Raw genomic sequence first — 21,787 nt, forward strand, 5'->3', positions numbered from 1 at the left:
CGCAGACACTCGAAATAACGGACGGAGAAAATCGCCATGAGCGACCCTCAACAAAACGCCGCCAGCGCACAGCCGCAGAACAACGGGAAGCGCAAACGGATGATGACGCTGCTGATCGCGGTCATCGTGATCGCGGCCATCGCGTACGGTCTGTACTACTTCCTCGTCGCGCGCTTCCATGAAGAGACGGACGACGCATACGTGAACGGCAACGTCGTGCAGATCACGCCGCAGGTCACGGGTACCGTGATCGCCGTGAAGGCCGACGATACGCAGACGGTCAAGGCCGGCGATCCGCTGGTCGTGCTCGACCCGGCCGACTCGCAGGTCGCGCTGCAGCAGGCCGAGGCCAACCTCGCGCAGACGGTGCGCCAGGTGCGCGGCCTGTTCGTCAACGACGACCAGTACCGCGCGCAAGTCGCGCTGCGCCAGTCCGACCTGTCGAAGGCGCAGGACGACCTGCGCCGCCGGATGGCCGTCGCGCAGACGGGCGCCGTGTCGCAGGAAGAAATCTCCCATGCACGCGACGCGGTGCGCGCCGCGCAGGCGTCGGTCGACGCCGCGCAACAGCAGCTCGCATCGAACCGCGCACTGACCGCGAACACGACGATCGCGTCGCACCCGAACGTGATGGCCGCGGCAGCGAAGGTTCGCGACGCGTACCTCGCGAACGCGCGTAACGTGCTGCCCGCACCGGTCACCGGCTATGTTGCGAAGCGCTCGGTTCAGGTCGGCCAGCGCGTGTCGCCGGGCAACCCGCTGATGTCGGTCGTGCCGCTGAACGCGGTGTGGGTCGACGCGAACTTCAAGGAAGTCCAGCTCAAGCACATGCGCATCGGCCAGCCGGTCGAATTGACCGCCGACATCTACGGCTCGTCGGCCGTCTACCACGGCAAGGTCGTCGGCTTCTCGGCCGGCACGGGTTCGGCGTTTTCGCTGCTGCCGGCGCAGAACGCGACGGGCAACTGGATCAAGGTCGTGCAGCGCCTGCCGGTGCGTATCGAGATCGATCCGAAGGAACTCGAGAAGCATCCGCTGCGCATCGGCCTGTCGATGCAGGTCGACGTCGACATCAAGGACGAGCGCGGCGACCAGCTCGCCAACGCGCAGAACACGGTCTACGAAACGAACGTGTTCGCGAAGTACGGCGACGAAGCCGACGCCGAGATCGCGCGCATCATCGCCGAGAACGCCGGCGGCAACGCGCCCGCACCGGCCGCGGCGAAGTCGAACGCCGCCGCCAAGATGATGTAACGGTTCCGACTCCGGAAAACTATCGACATGGCACAGGCTCCTGTCTCCCACCCGCCGCTGCAGGGCGGGCAACTCGTGCTCGGGACGATCGCGGTATCGCTCGCGGTGTTCATGAACGTGCTCGACACGTCCATCGCGAACGTCGCGATCCCGACCATCTCGGGCGACCTCGGCGTGTCGTCCGACCAGGGTACGTGGGTCATCACGTCGTTCGCCGTCGCGAACGCGATCTCCGTGCCGCTGACGGGCTGGCTGACCGACCGCTTCGGTCAGGTCCGCCTGTTCCTCGCGTCGATCATCCTGTTCGTCATCTCGTCGTGGATGTGCGGGCTGTCGCCGAACCTGCCGTTCCTGCTCGGCTCGCGCGTGCTGCAGGGCGCGGTCGCGGGCCCGATGATTCCGCTGTCGCAAGCGCTCCTGCTGTCGAGCTATCCGCGCGCGAAGGCACCGATGGCGCTCGCACTATGGGCGATGACGACGCTGATTGCGCCCGTCGCGGGCCCGATTCTCGGCGGCTGGATCTCGGACAACTATTCGTGGCCGTGGATCTTCTACGTCAACATCCCGGTCGGCATCGCCGCCGCCGCTGCGACGTGGGCGATCTATCGTAATCGGGAGTCGGCCGTGCGCCGCGCGCCGATCGACGGCGTGGGCCTCGCGCTGCTGGTCATCTGGGTCGGCTCGCTGCAGATCATGCTCGACAAGGGCAAGGATCTCGACTGGTTCGCGTCGACGACCATCATCGTGCTCGCGCTGACCGCTGTCATTGCGTTCGCGTTCTTCGTGATCTGGGAGCTGACCGCCGAGCACCCGGTCGTCGACCTGTCGCTGTTCCGCATGCGGAACTTCACCGGCGGCACAGTCGCACTGTCGATCGGGTACGGCCTGTACTTCGGCAATCTCGTGCTGTTGCCGCTGTGGCTGCAGACGCAAATCGGCTACACCGCGACCGACGCCGGCCTCGTGATGGCGCCGGTCGGGTTGTTCGCGATCCTGTTGTCGCCACTCACCGGGAAGTATCTGCCGCGTACCGATCCGCGCTTCATCTCGACGGCGTCGTTCCTGACGTTTGCGCTGTGCTTCTGGATGCGTTCGCGATACACGACGGGCGTCGACGAATGGTCGCTGACGCTGCCGACGCTCGTGCAGGGTATCGCGATGGCGGGCTTCTTCATCCCGCTCGTGTCGATCACGCTGTCCGGCCTGCCCGGCAACCGCATTCCCGCGGCGTCCGGCCTGTCGAACTTCGTGCGGATCATGTGCGGCGGCATCGGCACATCGATCTTCCAGACCGCGTGGGACCACCGCAACAACTTCCATCACGCGCAACTGGTCGAGCAGGCGAACCCGTACAACCCGACGTTCAACCAGGCCGTCACGCAGATGCGCAGCCTCGGGCTGACGCAGGACCAGGCGCACGGCCTCATCAACAACATGGCCACGCAGCAGGCCGCGCAACTCGGCGTGAACGATCTGTTCTACATCTCCGCGGCGATATTCGTGCTGCTGATCGGACTGATCTGGATCACGAAGCCGGAGCGCGCGGGCGGCGGCGATGCGGGTGCGGCGGCATCGGCTGCACACTGAGCACCGCGCTCGAACGAGCGCGCCCAACAAAAAACCCGGTCGATTTCGACCGGGTTTTTTTCGTTCCGACGACGGCGCTTGCGCGTCGCGCGTTACGCAGCCGTCACGACGAGGCGTTCGGGCGCGAGCACGCCGTTGGCCTTGCGCGCCACGCCGAGCAGTCGCTGCGCGTCGTACACGCGCACACGCTCGCCCTCGGCCGCATCGATCGAATCGAGCGCCGACAGCGGCAAGCGCTGGCCGTGCAGGAATCGCTTCGCACTCGTTTCGTCGAGGCGCACCAGCGGAAACGTCGACAGCAACGCGTCGACCGGCTGCAGCCACGCGTCGCGCGCGCCTTCGGCGGCATCGGACAGCGCGTCGAGCGTCACCGCGTGTTCGAGCGTCAGCGCGCCGACACCCGTGCGACGCAGCATCGTCAGATGCGCACCGCATGCGAGCGCTTCGCCGATGTCTTCGGCCAGCGTGCGCACATACGTGCCTTTGCTGCAGGTCACGCGGAACGTCACGTCCGGCAATTCACAGGCCAGCAGATCGAGCGCATGGATCGTCACGTTGCGGCCTTCCCGCTCGACGGTCTGGCCCGCACGCGCGTATTCGTACAGCGGCTTGCCGTCGCGCTTGAGCGCCGAATACATCGGCGGCACCTGCACGATCTCGCCGGTAAAGCGCGCGAGCGCCGCTTCGACCGCCGCGCGGTCGCATTCGACGGCGCGCGTGTCGAGCACGTCGCCTTCCGCATCGCCGGTGGTCGTGCGCACGCCGAGACGCATCGTCGCTTCGTAGGTCTTGTCCGCTTCCAGCAAGTCCTGCGAGAACTTCGTCGCTTCGCCGAAGCACAGCGGCAACAGGCCCGAGGCCAGCGGATCGAGCGTGCCGGTATGGCCGGCTTTCTTCGCGAGAAGCAGGCGCTTCGCGCGAATCAGGGCGTCGTTGCTCGACAGGCCGACCGGTTTGTCGAGCAGAAGGACGCCATCCAGCGCGCGCCGCGGCACGCGTGGACGCTGGGGAGCTGCAGTCGTCATGGGGCGTGCGCGCTCAATCGTCCTTCGCGGGCGCGTCGGCTTCGTCGTCGTCCTTCGCGCGCGTCGAGTTGGCTTCCTTGATCAGGCGCGACATTTCCACGGCCTTCTCGATCGTCTGGTCGTAATGGAAGTGCAGCGTCGGCACCGTATGAATGTGCAGGCGCTTGAACAGCAGGTTGTGCAGGTGGCCCGACGCGTGGTTCAGCGCTTCCTGCGTCTTGTCCGGATCACCGGTGAGCGCGGTGAAATAGACCTTCGCGTGCGCGTAGTCCGGCGTGAGCTCGACGCTCTGGATGGTCACGATACCGATGCGCGGGTCTTTGACCTCGCGCATGATGAGTTCGGACAGATCGCGCTGAATCTGGTCGGCGATCTGAACGTTGCGATTGGGGGAAGTACGTTTCCTGGACATGATCGATCCGTGATCCGTTTATCAGGATAAAGCGACGCGCCGTTGGCGCGCCACCATGAAAATGGGCGGGACAGGCCCAAGCCTGCCCCGCCCCATGAGCCGATACGCGACGATTACAGCGTCCGTGCGACTTCGGTCACTTCGAAGACTTCGAACTGGTCGCCTTCGATGATGTCGTTGAAGTTCTTCACCGACATACCGCACTCGAAGCCTTGCTTGACTTCCTTCACGTCGTCCTTGAAGCGCTTCAGCGATTCGAGTTCGCCCGTGAAGATCACGACGTTGTTGCGCAGCACGCGAACCGACGACGAGCGCTTGACGATACCGTCGGTGACCATACAGCCGGCAACCGTACCGACCTTCGGCACCTTGAACACCTGGCGCACCTCGACCATGCCGGTCACGACTTCGCGCTTCTCCGGCGCCAGCATGCCCGACATCGCGGCCTTCACCTCATCCACTGCGTCGTAGATGATGTTGTAGTAGCGGATGTCGATACCGTTCGCTTCGGCCAGCTTGCGCGCCTGTGCATCCGCACGCGTATTGAAGCCGATGATGACCGCCTTCGATGCCGTTGCCAGGTTGACGTCGTTCTCGCTGATGCCGCCCACCGCGCTGTGCACGATCTGCACGCGCACTTCGTCGGTCGACAGCTTGAGCAGCGACTGCACGAGCGCTTCCTGCGAGCCCTGCACGTCTGCCTTGATGATGAGCGGCAGGTTCTGCACTTCGCCTTCGCCCATCTGCTCGAGCATGCTTTCCAGCTTCGCGGCCTGCTGCTTCGCCAGCTTGACGTCGCGGAACTTGCCCTGACGGAACAGCGCGATTTCGCGCGCCTTGCGCTCGTCCGGCAGCACGATCACTTCCTCGCCTGCACCCGGCACTTCCGACAGACCCTGGATTTCGACCGGGATCGACGGGCCGGCTTCCTTCGTCGGCTTGCCGTTCTCGTCGAGCATCGCACGCACGCGGCCGTAAGCCGTGCCTGCGAGCACGATGTCGCCGCGATTCAGCGTACCCGACTGCACCAGGATCGTCGCGACCGGGCCCTTGCCCTTGTCCAGCTTCGCTTCGATCACGATGCCCTTCGCCGGCGCCTCGACCGGTGCCTTCAGTTCCAGCACTTCGGCCTGCAGCAGCACGTTCTCGAGCAGGTCGTCGATACCGGCGCCCGTCTTGGCCGACACCGGCACGAACGGCGAATCGCCACCGTATTCTTCCGGCACGACGCCTTCCGCGACCAGTTCCTGCTTGACGCGGTCCGGGTTCGCTTCCGGCTTGTCGATCTTGTTGATCGCCACGACGATCGGCACGCCACCCGCCTTCGCGTGCGCGATGGCTTCCTTCGTCTGCGGCATCACGCCGTCGTCGGCAGCCACCACCAGCACCACGATGTCGGTCGCCTTCGCGCCACGTGCACGCATTGCCGTGAACGCTTCGTGACCCGGCGTATCGAGGAACGTGATGACGCCGCGCGGCGTTTCGACGTGGTATGCGCCGATGTGCTGCGTAATGCCGCCGGCTTCGCCCGCTGCAACCTTCGCGCGGCGGATGTGGTCGAGCAGCGAGGTCTTGCCGTGGTCGACGTGACCCATCACGGTGACGACCGGCGGACGCGGCAGCTGTTCCGCATCGGTACCGGTCTCGCCTTCGACGAGCAGTGCTTCCGGATCGTCCAGCTTCGCGGCAACCGCGCGGTGGCCCAGTTCCTCGACGACGATCATCGCCGTTTCCTGGTCCAGCACCTGGTTGATCGTGACCATCTGGCCCATCTTCATCATCACCTTGATGACTTCGGAGGCCTTGATCGACATCTTGTGCGCGAGATCGGCAACCGAGATGGTTTCCGGCACGTGCACTTCACGCACGATCGGTTCGGTCGGTGCCTGGAACGTCGATGCGCTGTCCTGGTGACGGCCGCGACCCTTCGGGCCGCCGCGCCAGCCGCGGTCGACGCCGCCGCTCGAATCGCCGCGCGTCTTGATGCCGCGGCGCTTCGCTGCGTCGTCCTGCCAGCCGCCCTTGCCGCCGCCCGGCTTCTTGTTGCGGTCGCCCGCGCCTGCCGGTGCCGTCGTGGCCGCCGGCGCTGCACCGGCCGGCTTCTTCACGGCCGGACGTGCCTGCGCGCCTGCGCCCGCCGGCTTTGCCGGCTTGTGCAGCGTGCCCTTCGCTTCGGCCGGCTTCGGCGGTTCCACCGGCTTCGGCGGCTCGACTGCCTTGACCACGGCCTTGCGCGGCGTGTTCATCATTTCGCGGATCGCGCGTGCTTCGGCTTCTGCCGCCGCGCGACGCTTGCTGATCTCTTCCTGCTCGGCACGCGCCTTGTCCGCCGCCTCGCGGGCAGCATCCTCGGCCTTCTTCGCCGCTTCGCGCTGGGCCGCACGTTCGGCGGCCGCGCGTGCTTCATCCTGCGCGGACTGCGCACCGGCTGCTTCCTGCTGAGCCTCGGCGGCCTGCTGGGCAGCCGCCTGCTGTGCCGCTGCGGCTTCGGCCGCGGCACGCTTCGCCGCCGCTTCTTCCTCGGCACGGCGGCGCTCGGCTTCGGCCGCTTCCTCACGGGCACGGCGCTCGGCTTCCTCGCGCTCGAGGCGCTCCTGACGCTCGCGCAGTTCCTGCGCCTGCTTCTCGAGCAGCTCGGCCTCGCGGCGCGCTTCTTCCTCGCGACGCTTCAGTTCTGCATCGTCGTCCGCTTCGGCGACCTGCGCCTGACCCTGTTCCGCACCCTCGGCCACGTCGTCGCGCTTGACGAACGTACGCTTCTTGCGGACCTCGACCTGAATGGTGCGAGCCTTGCCCGTCGCGTCAGATTGCTTGATCTCCGACGTATGCTTGCGGGTCAGCGTGATCTTGCGCTTGTCGCCGTCGGTTGCGCCGTGTGACTTGCGCAAATGATCGAGCAGACGCGCCTTGTCCGCTTCGGACAGCGCATCGTCTTCACTCGCTTTCTGGACGCCCGCTGCCTGCAGCTGTTCGAGCAGCACACCAGCAGGCATTTTCAGTTCCGCGGCAAATTGGGCTACGTTGTTACTCGCCATTCATTCCTCTTAGTGCAAGGACCGATTCCTTGCGGTTAGCATCGGGTCAGGCCATACGGCCGCCATCAAATCAGTGCGCCATGGTCATTTCTCACTGGAACCAGTGTTCACGTGCTTTCATGATCAACGCCTTAGCGGCATCCTCTTCCATCCCGGTCATATCGACCAGTTCATCCACGGCCAGCTCGGCGACATCGTCGCGCGTCTGCATGCCGTGTTCGGCCAGCTTCGCGAGCAACTCCGGCGTGATGCCGTCGAGGCCCTTCAAATCCAGCGCTGCATTTTCAACCTTTTCTTCGTTCGCGATCGCCATCGTCAACAGAGCGTCGCGTGCGCGGTTGCGCAGTTCGTGCACGGTGTCCTCGTCGAACGCCTCGATTTCGAGCATTTCGTTGAGCGGCACGTACGCGATCTCTTCGAGGCTCGTGAAGCCTTCGTCGATCAGAATGTCGGCAACTTCTTCGTCGACGTCGAGACGCGCCATGAACAGCGAACGCAGTCGGTCGCGCTCTTCACCCTGCTTCAGGGCGGATTCGTCCGGCGTCATGATGTTGATCTGCCAGCCGGTCAGTTCGCTGGCAAGGCGAACGTTCTGACCGCTGCGGCCGATCGCGACAGCCAGCTCGTTCTCGTCGACGACGACGTCCATCGAGTGCTTTTCTTCATCGACGACGATCGACTGGACGGCTGCCGGCGCGAGCGCGCCGATCACGAACTGGGCGGGATCCTCGGACCATAGCACGATGTCGATGTTTTCGCCACCGAGCTCGTTGCGCACGGCCTGCACGCGGGAGCCGCGGATGCCGACGCAGGTGCCGATCGGATCGATCCGCTTGTCGTAGGCGATCACGCCGATCTTCGCGCGCACGCCCGGATCGCGAGCGGCTGCCTTGATCTCGAGCAGGCCCTGCTCGATTTCCGGCACCTCCATCTCGAACAGCTTCATCAGGAACTCGGGCGCCGTGCGCGAGAGTTCGATCTGCGGGCCGCGCGCGGTGCGGTCGACCTTCGCGATGTAGGCACGCACGCGGTCGCCCACGCGCAGGTTTTCCTTCGGGATCAGCTGGTCGCGGCGCAGCAGCGCTTCGACACGGCCCGATTCGACGATGAAGTTGCCCTTGTCGAGGCGCTTCACCGTGCCGGTCATGATCTTTTCGCCGCGCTCGAGGTAGTCGTTCAGGATCTGCTCGCGTTCGGCATCGCGCACCTTCTGCAGGATCACCTGCTTCGCGGCCTGCGCGCCGATACGGCCGAACTCGATCGACGGCACCGGCTCCTCGATGAATTCGCCGACTTCGACGTCGGGCTTCTGCTCACGTGCTTCGAACAGCAGGATCTCGCGATCCGGCTCCTGCAAGCCTGCCTCGTCGGGCACGACGAGCCAGCGACGGAAGGTTTCGTGCTCGCCGCTTTCGCGATCGATATGGACGCGGATTTCGGCGCCTTCGTCGAACAGCTTCTTGGAAGCGGAAGCGAGCGCGGCCTCGAGGGCGCCCAGCACCACATCCTTGTCGACGTTTTTCTCGCGCGCCAGCGCATCCACCAGCATCAACACTTCGCGACTCATTATTTGCGGCTCCTAAAGTCAACTTGCGGAATCAGGCGGGCTTTGTCGATATCGGCCAGCGTGAAATCCAGCATGGCTGCCTCGCCCTTCTTCCTCTCAAATTCCAAACCGATCGTTTCGCCATTCGGCGCGTGCAGAATGCCCCGGTACGTCTTGCGCCCGTCCAGCGGCTTTTTCAAGGTCACGGAAACTTCGCTGCCGGCGAAGCGCTCGAAGTCGGCCAGCTTCTTCAACGGGCGGTCGAGCCCCGGGGACGAGACTTCGAGCCGTTCGTAATCGATGTTTTCAACCGTCAAGACGTGCTGGAGCTGACGCGTGACCTTTTCGCAATCTTCGAGCGAGATGCCGGCAGGCTGATCGATGTAGATGCAAAGCATGCCGCGCCCGGTGCGCTCGAGATCCACCAGCTCGTAGCCGAGCCCGGTGACCGTGGTTTCTATCAGTTCCGTCAGTTGCACAGTGTCCTCTCAGGTGTTCGCGCCCGCCGCTCGCGATTCACCCGCGGGCGCGCGCCTTAGCCGGCGCAGGAAGCGCTACCCGAGATGCCTAACCGTTTCAGCAAAAAAAAATGGGCGGAACGCCCATCTTCTTACTGGTGGTCGCACCTGAGCCGCACATTGAATCCGTACGCCCAGCGACTCCGCGATTATAGCGATTTTTGGCGCAAACGCCAAGCCAGCCGGTAAAAGCAGCGTCCAGCCCGCCTTTACCGACCAAAAATGCGAAACCGGACTGTCCGACCAGGCGGCACAATCCGGCAGCGCGATATATATACAGTCAAAAGCAAACCACGCAGGGCGAGGTGCCGACCCAACCGGACTCATGCCGATTTCGCCGGCACACCGGCGGCTTCATGCCGCCGGACGCCACAAACGCTCAGCGGCCCCGCGAGCGATTGCGCTGCGGACGCTGACCGCCGCGCGCACCGCCGCCGCCGTTGCCGGCGCCTTCGGCGCGATTGCCGTTGGGATTGCGGTTGCCGCCCTTGCCGCCGCCGCGCTTGCCGCCAGCGCCTTCACGCTTGGGGCCCGCGCCATACGACGCACGATTGCCGTCGACATCGCGACCGCCACCCGAGCGGTTGCCATAACCCGACGGCGAAACCGGCAAGCTGCCGTAACCGCTCAGGCCGGGCAGGCCCGGGGCGCCGCGCCGGCCGCCACCGCGACGCGGCTGGTCGAGCTGACCATGCGTCGTCAGCACCGGCTCGCGGCCGATGAAGCCCATCGACGTCTGCATCGGATCCGGCTGGCGGCGCTCGGCCTGCCCGCCACCACCGCGCTTGCCCTTTTCCTCGGACGGCGCCTTCAGGCCGACAGTCGCCATCAGCTTGCGCACCTGCGCCTCGTCAAGCTCTTCCCAGCGACCGCGCTTCAGGCCGCGCGGCAGCGGGATCGGACCGTGACGCGTACGGATCAGGCGGCTCACCATCAGGCCGGCCGCCTCGAACATCCGGCGCACTTCGCGGTTGCGGCCTTCGGCCAGCGCAACGTGATACCAGTGGTTCGTGCCTTCGCCGCCGCCGTCGCGAATGCGCAGGAAGTTCGCCGGGCCGTCATCGAGCTCGACGCCATGCAGCAGTTTCTGCCGCATCCCTTCGGACAGTTCGCCGACGACGCGCACCGCGTACTCGCGTTCGACGCTGTAGCGCGGATGCATGAAGCGGTTCGCGAGATCGCCCGACGTCGTCAGCATCAGCAGACCTTCGGTGTTGAAGTCGAGACGGCCCACCGCGAGCCATTTCGCCGTCTTCATCGGCGGCAGGCGGTCGAACACCGACGGACGACCTTCCGGGTCCGCGTGGCTGACGATCTCGCCGGTCGGCTTGTGGTACAGCAGCACGCGCGGCGGCTTGTTCGGCAGCTTGCGCTTGACCGGCTTGCCGTTGATGCGGACCTGGTCGGTCGGCATGATGCGCTGGCCGATATGCGCGGGCTCACCGTTCACCGACACGCGGCCGGCGACGATCAGCTCCTCCATTTCGCGGCGCGAACCCATGCCGGCTTCCGCGAGCACCTTGTGGAGCTTCGGCGCGTCGTCGTCCGGCGACAGCACGCGCTTGTTCGCCGGCTGGCTGCGGCCGCGACGCAGCATCGGCGCACGTACGCCGCTGCCGCCCGCCGAATTGTCCGCGTCGAATGCCGGCGACGTCACATAGGCGAACAGATCGTCCTGCGACGCTGCGTCGCCTTCGGCCTTCGCCGCGCCGCCCTCGGCCTTCGCCGAACCGCCGCGTCGCCCCTGGCCGCCTTGCCCGCCCTGGGCACCCTTGGCTGCGCCTTCGCGCTTGCCGGCCGGCTTGCGGCCACCCTTGGCCGCACCTTCCTTGCGCGGCGCGCGTGCGGGCTGCGCTTCCGCCGCGTCGGCCGGCTGCGCTTCCGCGCCCTCGCCGCCCTGCGACTCGCCATCGCCCTTCGACTTGGCTGCCGCGCGGCGACGCGCGATCAGGCTGCGCGGGCCGCGCCGCAGGCCGCGGCGGGGACGCTCGTCACCACCCGCGGCCGGAGCGTCCTGCTCCGGCGCATCGTCGGCACGCGCGGCCTGCACGGCAGGCGCGGACGATTCAATATCGTGGATATCAGTCAAAACAACCTCAAAATGTCAGGTCTCGCGCCCGACTCGGGCGCGGCAAGAAGTCGGCCGCGATCAGGCGCGGCGCTGTTCGGGTTCTGCTTCGTCGTCCGGCAGCGCGTCGGCGCCGATGGGCGCGCTGGCACTGCGTACGGCGTCGGCGAGGCTGTCGGACGTATCGTCCAGCAACTCGCCGTCCGCGGGACGGGAGCGTGAGGCGTCGGCCTGGCCAGCCTCGCCCGGCATGTCGCCGGCCGCTTCCGCTCCGTCTCCGGCAACCGCGTCGGCAGCCGGCTTGCGATCTTCCTCGTTCCACACCGCGTGCAGCGGCTCGGGCTGCCCGCCGGCCGGCGCTGCTTCGGCGCCGCCCTGTTCGCTCTGAACGCGATCCGCTTCCAGCGTATCGCGGTTCGGCATTTCCTGCGTCGGCGCGCCTTCCGTTGCGGCGTCGCCCGGCAATTCATCCGGCTGAACGTGCGGCTCGTCGGCCGCCGCTTCGCCGGCTTCCGGCACCGCGTCCGCCGCCGGCGCATCGCCGTCGAAGTCCATCGCCTGCTGCGCGAGCAGCGCGGCTTCGATGTTCGCCGCCGGCTCCTCGAGCGCCGGCAGGTCGTCGAGCGCCTTCAGGCCGAGATCGTCGAGGAACTGCTTGGTCGTCGCGTACAGCGCCGGGCGGCCCGGCACGTCGCGATGCCCGATCACCTCGATCCAGCCGCGATCCTCGAGCTGCTTGACCACCTGCGTATTGACCGTGACGCCGCGAATCTCTTCGATGTCGCCACGCGTGACGGGTTGCCGATACGCAATGATCGCGAGCGTCTCGAGCACCGCACGCGAATATTTCGGCGGCTTCTCGGGATGCAGTCGGTCCAGGTAATGGCGCATCGCCGGCTTGCTCTGGAAGCGCCATCCGGTTGCCAGCGCCACCAGTTCGACACCGCGGCCGGACCAATCCTGTTTCAGATCTTCGAGCAACGTGCGGACCGTGTCAGCCGACACGCCGTCGGCAAAGAGCTTGCGCAAATCGCCGAGCTTCAGCGGTTCCTGCGCGCAGATCAAAGCAGTCTCGAGGACGATCTTCGCCTCTTGGGTATTCATGCAGCTAGGCCAGACCCTGTGGTCAAACGAACCGGATCAACAAACAGACGAAAGGAACGGAAGACGCGCTCGCCCGATTCTGATCGGTCATATTGATGGGAGCACGAACCGGGGGCGGCGAACCAACTTCAAGCCAGGCCCAAACCGGACGGAACAGCACGGTTCAACGACGGAACCGCGTGACTGAGCGCCATCTTACGCAAAATTGCCCGGTGCGTAAAGATGAGCCGAAAGGCCCGCCGCCCGCACGCCGCACCCGCTCCGTCCCCGCTTCAACGCAGGCCTGCGCCGCGCGCGAGGAACGCCCGCAAGCGCTCGACGCCTGCCTCGAGCCGCACCGGATCGCACGCGTAGCACCAGCGCACGAACCCTTCCCCCTCCGGGCCGAACGCGCGGCCGGGCGCCAGCCCGAGCTCCGCCTCGCGCACCAGCGACTTGCAGAACGCAAGACTGTCGCCCGCGCCCGGCAACCGCAGGAACAGGTACATCGCACCCGGCGGAGGCGGCACGTCGACGCCCGGCAACGTGCGCAGCGCGGCGACCAGGTGGTCACGCGCACCGCGCAGCGCCGCGACGAACGACTGCACGAACGGCTCGCCGTCACGCAGCGCGACTTCTCCCGCGGCCTGGATGAAACCCGGCGCGCACGACGTGTTGTACTCGACCAGCTTCGACAGATCGCCCATCACCGACGCCGGCGCGACCAGCCATCCGAGCCGCCAGCCCGTCATCGCCCAGGCCTTCGAGAACGAATTCACGACGATTACCCGCTCGTCGCGCGATGCGATGTCCAGGAACGACGGCGCGCCGTCCGTGCCGAACACGAGCCGTTCGTACACCTCGTCGGCGACCACCCAGATGCCGTGGCGCCGGCAATGCGCGAGCACGGCCTGCTGGTCGTCGCGGGACATCACCCAGCCGGTCGGATTGTTCGGCGAGTTGACGAACAGCATCCGCGTGCCGGGCGTCAGCGCCGCGATCAGCCGGTCGACGTCGAGCCGCCAGCCCGCATCGCCATGGCGGAGCGACACGCACTCGACCTGTGCACCGAGGATCTTCGGGATCTCGACGAGATTCGGCCAGAGCGGCGTGACGGCGACGACGCGGTCGCCCGGGCCGACCAGCAACTGCGCGGCCAGCATCAGCGCGCTCACGCCCGAACTCGTCACGGCGATCGTATCGGCCGCCGTCGCACCGTGACGCGCACCAACATAGGTCGCAATCGCGTTGCGCAGAGGCACGGTGCCGAGGTTGTGCGTGTAGAAGGTCGCACCGTCGCGCAGTGCCGCGGCAGCCGCGTCGCGAATGAATGCGGGCGTCACGCGATCGGACTCGCCGAACCAGAACGGCAGCACGTCGGGTACGCCGAAGCCGGCGTTCGCCACTTCCCGGATCAGCGACGGACGCAGCGCCTGAACTGCGCTGCGCGCCGCCGGCTCGCCCGTCGCCGGGCCGACATCTGCGGAATGCGTCATCGAGAACCGCCACCGAGGAACACGATCCGCGTAGTGTACCGGCGTGCGCGCCCGATCCGCACCCTTTCAGTCGAGATCCTCCGCCCGCGCCGGCATCTGGCGCACGAGTTCCCAGATCGCCTGCGCGGCCGGCGACAGCGAGCGGTCGCGGCGGCGCACCAGTTCGACGGTGCGCTCGGTACGCGGCGTCAGCGGCCGCGCGACCAGCGTCGATCCGGCCGGCAGCGGCAGCGACAGCCACGGCTGCACGCTCACGCCGACGCCGGCCTCGACGAGCCCGAACACCGTCGCCGAATGCCCGAGCTCCTGCATGACCGTCGCATTGACCCGATGGGCGGCCAGCGCGGCGTCGATCAGCGGCCGGCTTCCGGACGCATGGTCGAGCAGCACGAGACGCTCGCCGTCGAGCGCCGTCCACGGCACCTCGGCCCGCGCCGCGAGCGGATGATCGGCGCGCGCGACCAGGCAGAACGAGTCGGTCATCAACGGTTCGCACACGAGATCGGCAACGGCGAGCGGCCCGATGACGACGCCGAAATCGACTTCGCTCGACTTCACCTTGCGCAGGACGTCGCTCTGCACGTCGTCACGCAGGCCGAGCGTGACGAACGGGAACTGGCGCTCGCACGACGCGACGACGCGCGGCATCAGCCGGCACGCGATCGTCGGGCTCGCAGCGACGATCACGCGCCCCCGCCGCTGCTCGCCGATCTCGCGAATCTCGCGCAGCGTGTCGTCGAGATCGGCGATCAGGCGGGACACGCTCGCGATCAGGTTCGTCCCGACGTCGGTCAACTGCACGTCGCGCGTTGTCCGGTCGATCAGCTTCAGTCCGAGCTCGGTCTCGAGTTCGCGCACGCAACGGCTGACCGCGGACTGCGTGAGCCCGATCTCGTCGCCCGCGCGACTGAAGCTCCGGAGCCGCGCAACCTCGATGAATACGCGAAGCTGGCGCAGCGTAACGTTCATCCCCTCTCCTCATCAATCGTCGATACCGATGCGCGATTTTAATGCGCGCCATCGTCTTCGATGTGCGAATCCCGCACCTGCCGCACATGTTTCGCTGCGGTGCAATATCGACGCAAACGCACGTAGCACGGGCGACTTGCACAAGATTGGTGATTGTCCTGATTTGCTGGCGGGTTATTTTGGCGTCTTATACGCCCCTAGCTGACTTAGCCGTCAGCCCGCTGCCAAGCGGCTCTCGCGGGAATCGCCTCAGACATGGCACACATCGTGCTTTATCTGACGTACAGGGCGCAGGTCGAGTCGGACAGAGGGCAGAAACGCCGCTGCCGGCCAACCGGAAGCCCCCACCCGGCACTCGACGCTCGAGTGCTTGAAGAGTGCGCGGCGCAGGGCAGCGCACCGGAGTTAGCTTCGCTGAGGTGAGGACATGATGCTGTTCGACGATTTGAGAGATAACGAGTGGGCGCTGGTCGAAGGTCTGTTTTGCTCGGAACCCGCACGCAGTGAACGGCGCGGCCGTCCCCGCGTGGAGGCCCGTTCGGTGGTAAACGCCGTGCTGTGGGTACTGTCGACGGGTGAAGGCTGGTCGAAGCTGCCGGGCCGCTATCCGTCGCCGCCGACCTGCCGCCGTCGCTTCGACGAATGGCAGGCAGACGGCACGCTCGCCGAAATCGTCAAGCGACTCGGCACGAGCGGCCGCCAGATCTCGCTGCGCGGGCGCATCGGGGCGAGCGCGACGAAGCCGCCAGCACCGCCGAGCCGCGACCGGCTGCGCGGCGCCTTCTGGACCAACCCGGAATCCTGGCGCGCCCCCGTGAAGATGGCGTAACGCATGCTCGATCGGGCGGCTTCGGCCGCCCGGTTTCTTTCAGTGCCACGCGCTTTTGCGCGGCGCTCGCGTCGCCGTCGATTACGCCTGTCGTGCGGCGATACATCTATTTACGATTATTTACAGCAAGCCTGCACTCCCACGCTTACCTTAGCGAAATATCAACAGGCCGCGCCGGTGGCTTGAAGGGAGCCCCGCCATGAAACCAATGTCACTGCTCGTCGCATGCGGCATTGTCATTTCGCTGGCGCTGACCGCCCCCGCTCGCGCGGACGATCGCGCGAAGCCGCCTCACCACCAGCAGGATCATCGGAACACCCTTCGCCAGCAACCGCCCGCCGCGCCGCCCAATCGGCAGACCGTGCCGCGCGGCGATTTGCGCGGCGACATCGCCAGCAACGCGCGCGCGCGCACTGGCTCGCAGCCGACCGACCTGCCGCGTCATCCGTAGTCCGCAGGATTTCGTCAAAGAAAATTACCGGATTCGGGAACTGCCCGACATGCGACGAGTCACATTCGTTGCCATGAGCACAGCGTGGCAACAGCAAAAGTATCCGGTACGCCCGTATCCTCGCGATACGGGCTTTTTTTTGCGTCGCCGGTGGACGGCGCGCGAGAACGGGAGTGCGCCGCTACAGGCGGCTTTCGAGAATCGCCACGGCGCTCGCTTCGCTCAATGCGTAGTCGTCCATACGGCGATCGGTCCAGGAAAGCAGTTTCTCGTCACGCTCGAGGCGCGCGCATTCGGCACGACCGTTATCGGTCAGCACCGCGATGTCGACCGGCGCATGGAAACCCGGTGCAGGAGCAACGGTCTTCTGCCTGACCGTGTCCATTAGCCCCAGCGACCGGAGATACTCGAACACGCCCGGGCGGCGCGCCCACGGTACCTGGCGGTACTGCACTCGTCTCAATGCGTCGAGCACCGCTTCGTTGGAATACGTGGTCATCTCGATTCTTTCTTAAAGTGCAGCGACAATGCGAAGCGGCGCGCCGGGCGGGAGCTCCGCCCGCCGATACCGCCACCGATTCTGGGGGCCGACGTTCGGCGTCGCGTCAGGGCCGGATCGTCAGCCGTCCATAAAAAGACACCATACCCCAATCAAATTGATTCTGTTCGATTCATTTGTACTTCTCTTCATCGGTTTCATGCTCTGCCGCAAGCGGCGGCGACTCATCGCGATCGCGAGCGTCGCGCTGTTCTGGCTGCTCGCGACAGGCTGGCTCGCCGCGCCGCTCATCGCGTGGACCGAGGCGGGCGTGACGCCGGTCGAGCGCCCCGACATGCATGGCCGGACCACGCTGATCATCATCGGCGCCGGCACGCGGCGCAGCGACACCGGCCTGCGACCGCCTCCCGACGGGGAAGCACGCATCCGCGCGACCGCGGCGCTCTACCGCATGTGCCGGCAGCAGGCCGCCCGCTGCACCGTAGTGATGTCGGGCGGCGACCCGCAACGTCACGGCGAAACCGAGGCGGCCGTCTACGGGCGCCTGCTGGTCGCGGCGGGCGTCGCTTCCAGCGACCTCATCCTCGAGCCGAACAGCCGTACCACCTACGAAAATGCGAAATTCACTGCATCTATACTACGCTCACAACATGACGACACGCGCATTCTCGTCACGTCGTCCTATCAGATGCGCCGCGCATTGCTCGATTTCCGCCGCTTCGGCATCGATCCGCAACCCGTTTATGCGAACCGCCGGCGCGCGCAAACGGGCCGGCTGCCCCGCTGGCACAACCTGGAAGACGCGAATCAGGCATTGCACGAACTGATCGGCATCGCACAGTTCCACGTCTACCGATGGCTCGGCTGGTTTTGATGGCGACGCTTGCACCGGCGGCGAACGCGACGGTGCCGCCCCGGGATGGCATGCGCATGACGGAATGCACGAAGTGTTGCGCGACTTCAACGGGGCCTTGCGCTGTGCCTCGATCCGGTGCACATTGATCCGTCACTTTTGTTACACTCGACACGCACTCGATTGCAGTCGCCAGACAAAACGGCAACATTCGGGTTCATCACCACTTAGCGGAGGTAAAGCAATGAAGAAGACGTCCCTGGCTATTCTGGTCGCGATGTCGGCGCTGACTGGCGCAGCGTATGCGCAAGAGAGCACGCAAATCCAGACCATCACCGACCCGGCGAAGATCGCCGAGATCGAGCAGCGCGCACAGGCACTGCAACAGCAGCAAGCAGCCGAGGCTGCACAGCCGGCGGCGCAGGAAGAGCACCACGGCAAGAAGGCTGCTCACCACAAGGCAGCGAAGAAGGCTGGCAAGAAGGCCGCCAAGGCCGCTCCGGCAGACGCTGCCAGCCAGTAAGTTCGGCGGCACCGCACAAGCGAAAAGCCGAATCCGGGCAACCGGGTTCGGCTTTTTTGGTTGCGGCGCCTGCGCGCTGTGCTAAAGTCGCGCACCGAAATTTTCCACCCGTGCGCACCCCGGTGCGGAGGACAGCATGAGCAACATTCAACTCGACATCGAGTGGACCGAAGCAGCCACTCGCAAGATCAAGCAACTGATGCCGCGCGGCTCGGACGACGCCTTTCTCGCGCTGCCGCCGATCGAGTGCCTGCCGATGGAGGGCGACGTGCTTTTCCTCGGCCCGCAAGGCAAGCAGCAACCGTTCATCGTCGCCGAACGCCAGTATCACCACGACGGCGATGCCGACTGGACGATCATCCTGATCCTCGACGTACCCAGCGCGTCGCACTGACGCGTCGCGGCGGCCGGCAACGCGTCCGGCCGCACCGCCCTGCTCGCACGCGCTGCGACGGCACGCGAATCCCGGGACGATCGAGCCGGTCCGCGTCCGTTTCGCGATTGAGCGGCGTGTGAGCGGAACGTTCACACGCGGCCAACGCGACTTCGCCCTACCGGCGCTCGCCGGATGCGAACCGCGCCGCCCCCACTCGAATTGATTGCGAATCACCGAATCCCGCACAGGCCGGATCGGCGCCCTCGCATTGCGGCCCCACCAAAAAAATTGCCCGCGCTTCATACGAAGCGCGGGCGAAACCGTCGCCCTACGAGGATAGGCGACGGGGCCATCGGGACCCGCGCGCGGCGCGGATCATCATCGGTTGTGCCCGCGCTCGCAGCGCCGGCATCTGGGGACGTCGAAACCGTTGGTCGGGCGTTCGCGACGCCTGCCCGGTCTCTGGCACCACCCTCCCTGTCCTAACGATTCGAACTAATAAAGCAGTTTGCGTGCCAGGTGCATTTTCGAAAGCACATCATTGATTCATAAGGATATTTCCCGGGACCATGACGATGTAACACCCGTTCCGCCGCCGTAACGCGCGGATGTTACGTAACGTCACAAGGCGGAGCAGCCGAACGTCCCGCACACGCCGACGTCACGGCGCGCGACCATAAAAAAAGCCCGCCGGGCGGCGGGCTTGTTCGACGAGCGGGATCGTCGCGATCAGCGCAGCTGATTCACGAGCAGCCCCATGATCTGCCGGGCCGGCGACGACGAATCGATCGCACCCGAATCGTCGACGACTGCCACACGCGTCTGGTCGGCCGTCAGCGCCTTCACGTTGACGCGATACTGCTTCGCCTGCTTTTCCTTCTTGCCGTGGAACAGTTGGCTCCAGAAGCCCTGCTCGGCCGCGCTCAGATCCTTCGGATCGACATAACGCACGAAATACAGACCCTTCGTGCGATCGCGATCGTCGACCGTGAAGTTCGCGCGATCGAGTGCGAGGCCGACGTGCAGCCACGACCGGTCGTACGGCTCGCCGAGCGTGACTTCGGACGGCACCGCGCTCGTGTCGACGTCGTTCGCTTGCGACGACGTACGCGCGACGTTCTGCGCAGCGATCGCCGCGGCGGCCGCCTTCGACGCGTCGGTATCGGCCTTCTTGTCCTTCGGCACCGTGTTGTCGTTGATGTTCGCGACCGGCGGCTCGCCGTTCTTCGCACGCTGCTCGTTCTGCGCGAGCACCGCCATCAGCCGCTTCAGGTATTCCGTCTCGAGCGCCGGATCGTTCGGCTTCGCTTCCCACTTGCTCGAATCGTTGTTCGCGCCGGTGATCGCCTCGCGCATGCCCTTCTGGCTGACGAACACATAGGTGCCGCCGTTCGGCGCCGAATCGAGGCGCGTGCGGTACTTGTTGCGCTCGGCCGTCACGTACGAATTGCCCATCGCCTTCGAGATCACGCTGCGGATCAGGCCGTCGTTGATCTGCGGATGGGTCTCGTTCCAGTCGGTTTCCATCACGCCCTTGTCGCGCTGGTCGACGACCAGCAGGAAGCCCTGCTCCTGCCAGAAGCGGCGCACTTGCGGCCAGATGTCGGCGGGCTTCTTGCCGTCGATCACGAGCCAGCTCTCGGTGCCGTCGCGCTGGATATGCATGCCGGCCACGGCGGGCGCGACGGTATCCGTCGCGGGCGCCGTGTGCTGGACCTGCTGAAGCGCGGACAGGGAAGTCGCGCCGCCCTGCGGCGGCAGCGAACGCTGATCGGCCGTCTCGTCGAGCATGTTGGGCGGCACTGCGAGCGACGCTTCCTTCGATTTCGAATCGCTCTTGTAGTCCACTTTCGTGGGCGACGACGTACCGCAACCGGCGACGAGCGCGCCGGTGGCGAGCACTGCAGCGAACCGCATGGTAAGACGAAGATCAGTCATGTTCGGGGAATCCTCTTCCGCTAAATCACGGCGCTTTCCGTGGATCAACCTTGCATTTTACCGGGGCCGCGCCGGGATGTGCAAAAAAGCGACGGGCAAGAAAAAACCCGCGTCAGCCTGAGCTGACGCGGGTTCTTATCTGGTCGGGGCGAGAGGATTTGAACCTCCGACCACCTGCACCCCATGCAGGTACGCTACCAGGCTGCGCTACGCCCCGAAAGAAAAAAATTATAACAGAGAGTTGGCCGGTTTAGAACGGGTCGCATGCATTTTGTGCATGTTCCTGCCGAATTTTTTTGTGGCGCACGTGGCGTGACGGATTCGACACGAACGGCGACGCACATGACGCCCCGCCGGTCTGTCATCCGTCCACACGATCCGCCTGACGCTCACGCGCTGCGCGCGACACAGATCACCGTGAGCCCCGCCAACCGGTTGAACCGGAACATCGGCAACTCGGCGCGGCAGACCAGCTTGAGCAAACCATTGACTACCGGATGGTGCCGACGCAGTTGCGACGCGGGTTCGCGTGGCTGGCGACGCGCCCGCTCGCTCAGTCGCAATGCCGCCGCGAGCGGAAACGTGAAGCCGAAGTAGTAAGCGCCGCGCTCGACCTCGAGCCCCGCACGGCGCACGACGTCTTCGAGGCCGTCGAGCGTATACCTGCGCTTGTGTTCGAGAAAGTCGTCGTGCGCGCTCCAGAGGAACTGAAACGCGGGAACGGTGATCAGGAAGCGGCTGCCCTTCGGCACGCCGGCCACATATTGTGCAAGCAGCCCGACATCGTCATCGACGTGCTCGAGCACGTCCATCAGCAACACGAGATCGGCATCGAGCCGATTGACGGCGCGGCGAAAATGGACGGGCTTGCCTGCCGCCTCGCCGTCGGTATCGTCGGCGTAGCTCGTGTCGACACACCACGCTTCCGTCGCCTGCGTGCGCTCGAGCAAATGTTTCGAAAAGAAACCCGAGCCCGCGCCGACATCGAGTATCCGGTTCGCATCCGCCGCGCCCAGAAACCGGCGAATCGCGCTCGCCTTCGACGCGTAGTACCAGTGATCGCCGACGTCCGCTCCCAATACGTCGAGTTCCTTCAGATCCATGACGCCTCCCCCCGTGTCGGCCACCATGCTTCGATCATCAAGCTACTGACGCCGATCTTACCGCGCCGCAGCCGTCGCACGCATCGCAAGTTGCGCGAATTGCACCGCGCCCGCATCGCGTCCTAGTCGAAAAGGACGATGGCCGTTTCGCCGCGGATCGCTACCGTGCGCTTACCCGGCGCGAGATCGACGCGCCCGGCGCATCGTCCGACTGCAGGCCGA

18 protein-coding genes, 1 tRNA gene and 1 pseudogene are annotated in these 21,787 nt (G+C 65.8%); 7 read left to right on the plus strand and 13 right to left on the minus strand.

Annotation, left to right across the window (positions count from 1 at the left end):
- The first annotated feature begins 36 nt into the window (after positions 1 to 36).
- Together U4Z31_RS29660 and U4Z31_RS29665 are read left to right on the plus strand one after the other, a co-directional pair.
- Complete coding sequence (locus tag U4Z31_RS29660; protein WP_044846029.1) at positions 37 to 1,254, plus strand: efflux RND transporter periplasmic adaptor subunit; 1,218 nt, start codon at positions 37 to 39, stop codon at positions 1,252 to 1,254.
- A gap of 27 nt (positions 1,255 to 1,281) precedes the next feature.
- On the plus strand, positions 1,282 to 2,841 hold the full coding sequence (locus U4Z31_RS29665; protein ID WP_044846030.1) for a DHA2 family efflux MFS transporter permease subunit: 1,560 nt from the start codon (positions 1,282 to 1,284) through the stop codon (positions 2,839 to 2,841).
- 92 nt (positions 2,842 to 2,933) lie between these two features.
- Here the strand turns inward: U4Z31_RS29665 and truB are convergent, their stop codons facing one another.
- From truB to U4Z31_RS29710, 9 genes are all read right to left on the minus strand, one after another.
- Positions 2,934 to 3,866 (minus strand): tRNA pseudouridine(55) synthase TruB, encoded by a 933-nt coding sequence (truB, locus tag U4Z31_RS29670; RefSeq protein ID WP_321812184.1) that lies wholly within the window; start codon positions 3,864 to 3,866, stop codon positions 2,934 to 2,936.
- 13 nt (positions 3,867 to 3,879) lie between these two features.
- Positions 3,880 to 4,278 (minus strand): 30S ribosome-binding factor RbfA, encoded by a 399-nt coding sequence (gene rbfA / locus U4Z31_RS29675; protein ID WP_006495346.1) that lies wholly within the window; start codon positions 4,276 to 4,278, stop codon positions 3,880 to 3,882.
- A 113-nt stretch (positions 4,279 to 4,391) separates the two neighbouring features.
- On the minus strand, positions 4,392 to 7,313 hold the full coding sequence (gene infB / locus U4Z31_RS29680; RefSeq protein ID WP_124488901.1) for a translation initiation factor IF-2: 2,922 nt from the start codon (positions 7,311 to 7,313) through the stop codon (positions 4,392 to 4,394).
- Between the two features lie 91 nt (positions 7,314 to 7,404).
- Positions 7,405 to 8,880: a transcription termination factor NusA gene (gene nusA, locus U4Z31_RS29685; RefSeq protein WP_044846033.1), complete on the minus strand. Its 1,476-nt coding sequence runs from the start codon at positions 8,878 to 8,880 to the stop codon at positions 7,405 to 7,407.
- Complete coding sequence (gene rimP, locus U4Z31_RS29690) at positions 8,880 to 9,338, minus strand: ribosome maturation factor RimP (RefSeq protein WP_014897219.1); 459 nt, start codon at positions 9,336 to 9,338, stop codon at positions 8,880 to 8,882. Before rimP ends, nusA begins: the two co-directional genes overlap by 1 nt.
- Positions 9,339 to 9,756: 418 nt before the next feature.
- Positions 9,757 to 11,466 carry a 23S rRNA pseudouridine(2605) synthase RluB gene (gene rluB / locus U4Z31_RS29695; RefSeq protein ID WP_044846034.1) on the minus strand — a complete coding sequence of 570 codons (1,710 nt, stop codon included), beginning with the start codon at positions 11,464 to 11,466 and terminating at the stop codon, positions 9,757 to 9,759.
- 60 nt (positions 11,467 to 11,526) lie between these two features.
- Complete coding sequence (gene scpB, locus U4Z31_RS29700; protein WP_321802182.1) at positions 11,527 to 12,549, minus strand: SMC-Scp complex subunit ScpB; 1,023 nt, start codon at positions 12,547 to 12,549, stop codon at positions 11,527 to 11,529.
- Between the two features lie 272 nt (positions 12,550 to 12,821).
- On the minus strand, positions 12,822 to 14,024 hold the full coding sequence (locus tag U4Z31_RS29705; RefSeq protein WP_321812185.1) for a pyridoxal phosphate-dependent aminotransferase: 1,203 nt from the start codon (positions 14,022 to 14,024) through the stop codon (positions 12,822 to 12,824).
- Positions 14,025 to 14,090: 66 nt separating this feature from the next.
- Entirely contained in the window at positions 14,091 to 14,993 is a 903-nt protein-coding gene (locus tag U4Z31_RS29710) for a LysR family transcriptional regulator (protein ID WP_124488898.1), read from the minus strand.
- Positions 14,994 to 15,423: 430 nt separating this feature from the next.
- Between U4Z31_RS29710 and U4Z31_RS29715 the strand changes: the two are divergent.
- Positions 15,424 to 15,819, plus strand: a pseudogene (locus U4Z31_RS29715) (transposase); the annotation flags it as partial.
- A 202-nt stretch (positions 15,820 to 16,021) separates the two neighbouring features.
- Positions 16,022 to 16,273, plus strand: a complete 252-nt coding sequence (locus tag U4Z31_RS29720) for a hypothetical protein (RefSeq protein WP_124488897.1) — start codon at positions 16,022 to 16,024, stop codon at positions 16,271 to 16,273.
- Positions 16,274 to 16,454: 181 nt separating this feature from the next.
- On the opposite strand, the gene U4Z31_RS29725 is transcribed toward U4Z31_RS29720, so the two are convergent.
- Complete coding sequence (locus U4Z31_RS29725) at positions 16,455 to 16,772, minus strand: hypothetical protein (protein WP_044846039.1); 318 nt, start codon at positions 16,770 to 16,772, stop codon at positions 16,455 to 16,457.
- 157 nt (positions 16,773 to 16,929) lie between these two features.
- Here U4Z31_RS29725 and U4Z31_RS29730 point away from each other — a divergent pair, with 157 nt between their 5' ends.
- The 3 genes from U4Z31_RS29730 to U4Z31_RS29740 all read left to right on the plus strand — a co-directional run bounded on the left by U4Z31_RS29730 (position 16,930) and on the right by U4Z31_RS29740 (position 18,542).
- A complete protein-coding gene (locus tag U4Z31_RS29730; protein WP_321812193.1) occupies positions 16,930 to 17,646 on the plus strand; it encodes a YdcF family protein in 717 nt (238 codons plus the stop codon).
- A 223-nt stretch (positions 17,647 to 17,869) separates the two neighbouring features.
- Positions 17,870 to 18,148, plus strand: coding sequence for a hypothetical protein (locus tag U4Z31_RS29735; protein ID WP_059608570.1), 279 nt, complete (start codon positions 17,870 to 17,872; stop codon positions 18,146 to 18,148).
- 136 nt (positions 18,149 to 18,284) lie between these two features.
- Positions 18,285 to 18,542 carry a hypothetical protein gene (locus tag U4Z31_RS29740; protein WP_006486090.1) on the plus strand — a complete coding sequence of 86 codons (258 nt, stop codon included), beginning with the start codon at positions 18,285 to 18,287 and terminating at the stop codon, positions 18,540 to 18,542.
- Positions 18,543 to 19,253: 711 nt separating this feature from the next.
- On the opposite strand, the gene bamC is transcribed toward U4Z31_RS29740, so the two are convergent.
- The 3 genes from bamC to U4Z31_RS29755 form a co-directional block, all read right to left on the minus strand.
- Positions 19,254 to 20,462 carry an outer membrane protein assembly factor BamC gene (gene bamC / locus U4Z31_RS29745; protein WP_044846042.1) on the minus strand — a complete coding sequence of 403 codons (1,209 nt, stop codon included), beginning with the start codon at positions 20,460 to 20,462 and terminating at the stop codon, positions 19,254 to 19,256.
- Positions 20,463 to 20,602: 140 nt separating this feature from the next.
- Positions 20,603 to 20,679 (minus strand) — tRNA-Pro (locus U4Z31_RS29750).
- A 172-nt stretch (positions 20,680 to 20,851) separates the two neighbouring features.
- On the minus strand, positions 20,852 to 21,565 hold the full coding sequence (locus U4Z31_RS29755; protein WP_257774124.1) for a class I SAM-dependent methyltransferase: 714 nt from the start codon (positions 21,563 to 21,565) through the stop codon (positions 20,852 to 20,854).
- Between the last annotated feature and the right edge of the window lie 222 nt (positions 21,566 to 21,787).

Source organism: Burkholderia sp. BCC1985, from assembly GCF_905339915.1.
Lineage (GTDB): Bacteria > Pseudomonadota > Gammaproteobacteria > Burkholderiales > Burkholderiaceae > Burkholderia.

What these genes read in the sequence shown, in the direction of transcription:
- U4Z31_RS29660 (WP_044846029.1), top strand. Translation starts at nt 37, where the DNA reads ATGAGCGACCCTCAACAAAACGCCGCCAGCGCACAGCCGCAGAACAAC.
- U4Z31_RS29665 (WP_044846030.1), top strand. Translation starts at nt 1,282, where the DNA reads ATGGCACAGGCTCCTGTCTCCCACCCGCCGCTGCAGGGCGGGCAACTC.
- truB (WP_321812184.1), bottom strand. Translation starts at nt 3,866, where the DNA reads ATGACGACTGCAGCTCCCCAGCGTCCACGCGTGCCGCGGCGCGCGCTG.
- rbfA (WP_006495346.1), bottom strand. Translation starts at nt 4,278, where the DNA reads ATGTCCAGGAAACGTACTTCCCCCAATCGCAACGTTCAGATCGCCGAC.
- infB (WP_124488901.1), bottom strand. Translation starts at nt 7,313, where the DNA reads ATGGCGAGTAACAACGTAGCCCAATTTGCCGCGGAACTGAAAATGCCT.
- nusA (WP_044846033.1), bottom strand. Translation starts at nt 8,880, where the DNA reads ATGAGTCGCGAAGTGTTGATGCTGGTGGATGCGCTGGCGCGCGAGAAA.
- scpB (WP_321802182.1), bottom strand. Translation starts at nt 12,549, where the DNA reads ATGAATACCCAAGAGGCGAAGATCGTCCTCGAGACTGCTTTGATCTGC.
- U4Z31_RS29705 (WP_321812185.1), bottom strand. Translation starts at nt 14,024, where the DNA reads ATGACGCATTCCGCAGATGTCGGCCCGGCGACGGGCGAGCCGGCGGCG.
- U4Z31_RS29710 (WP_124488898.1), bottom strand. Translation starts at nt 14,993, where the DNA reads ATGAACGTTACGCTGCGCCAGCTTCGCGTATTCATCGAGGTTGCGCGG.
- U4Z31_RS29720 (WP_124488897.1), top strand. Translation starts at nt 16,022, where the DNA reads ATGAAACCAATGTCACTGCTCGTCGCATGCGGCATTGTCATTTCGCTG.
- U4Z31_RS29725 (WP_044846039.1), bottom strand. Translation starts at nt 16,772, where the DNA reads ATGACCACGTATTCCAACGAAGCGGTGCTCGACGCATTGAGACGAGTG.
- U4Z31_RS29735 (WP_059608570.1), top strand. Translation starts at nt 17,870, where the DNA reads ATGAAGAAGACGTCCCTGGCTATTCTGGTCGCGATGTCGGCGCTGACT.
- U4Z31_RS29740 (WP_006486090.1), top strand. Translation starts at nt 18,285, where the DNA reads ATGAGCAACATTCAACTCGACATCGAGTGGACCGAAGCAGCCACTCGC.
- bamC (WP_044846042.1), bottom strand. Translation starts at nt 20,462, where the DNA reads ATGACTGATCTTCGTCTTACCATGCGGTTCGCTGCAGTGCTCGCCACC.
- U4Z31_RS29755 (WP_257774124.1), bottom strand. Translation starts at nt 21,565, where the DNA reads ATGGATCTGAAGGAACTCGACGTATTGGGAGCGGACGTCGGCGATCAC.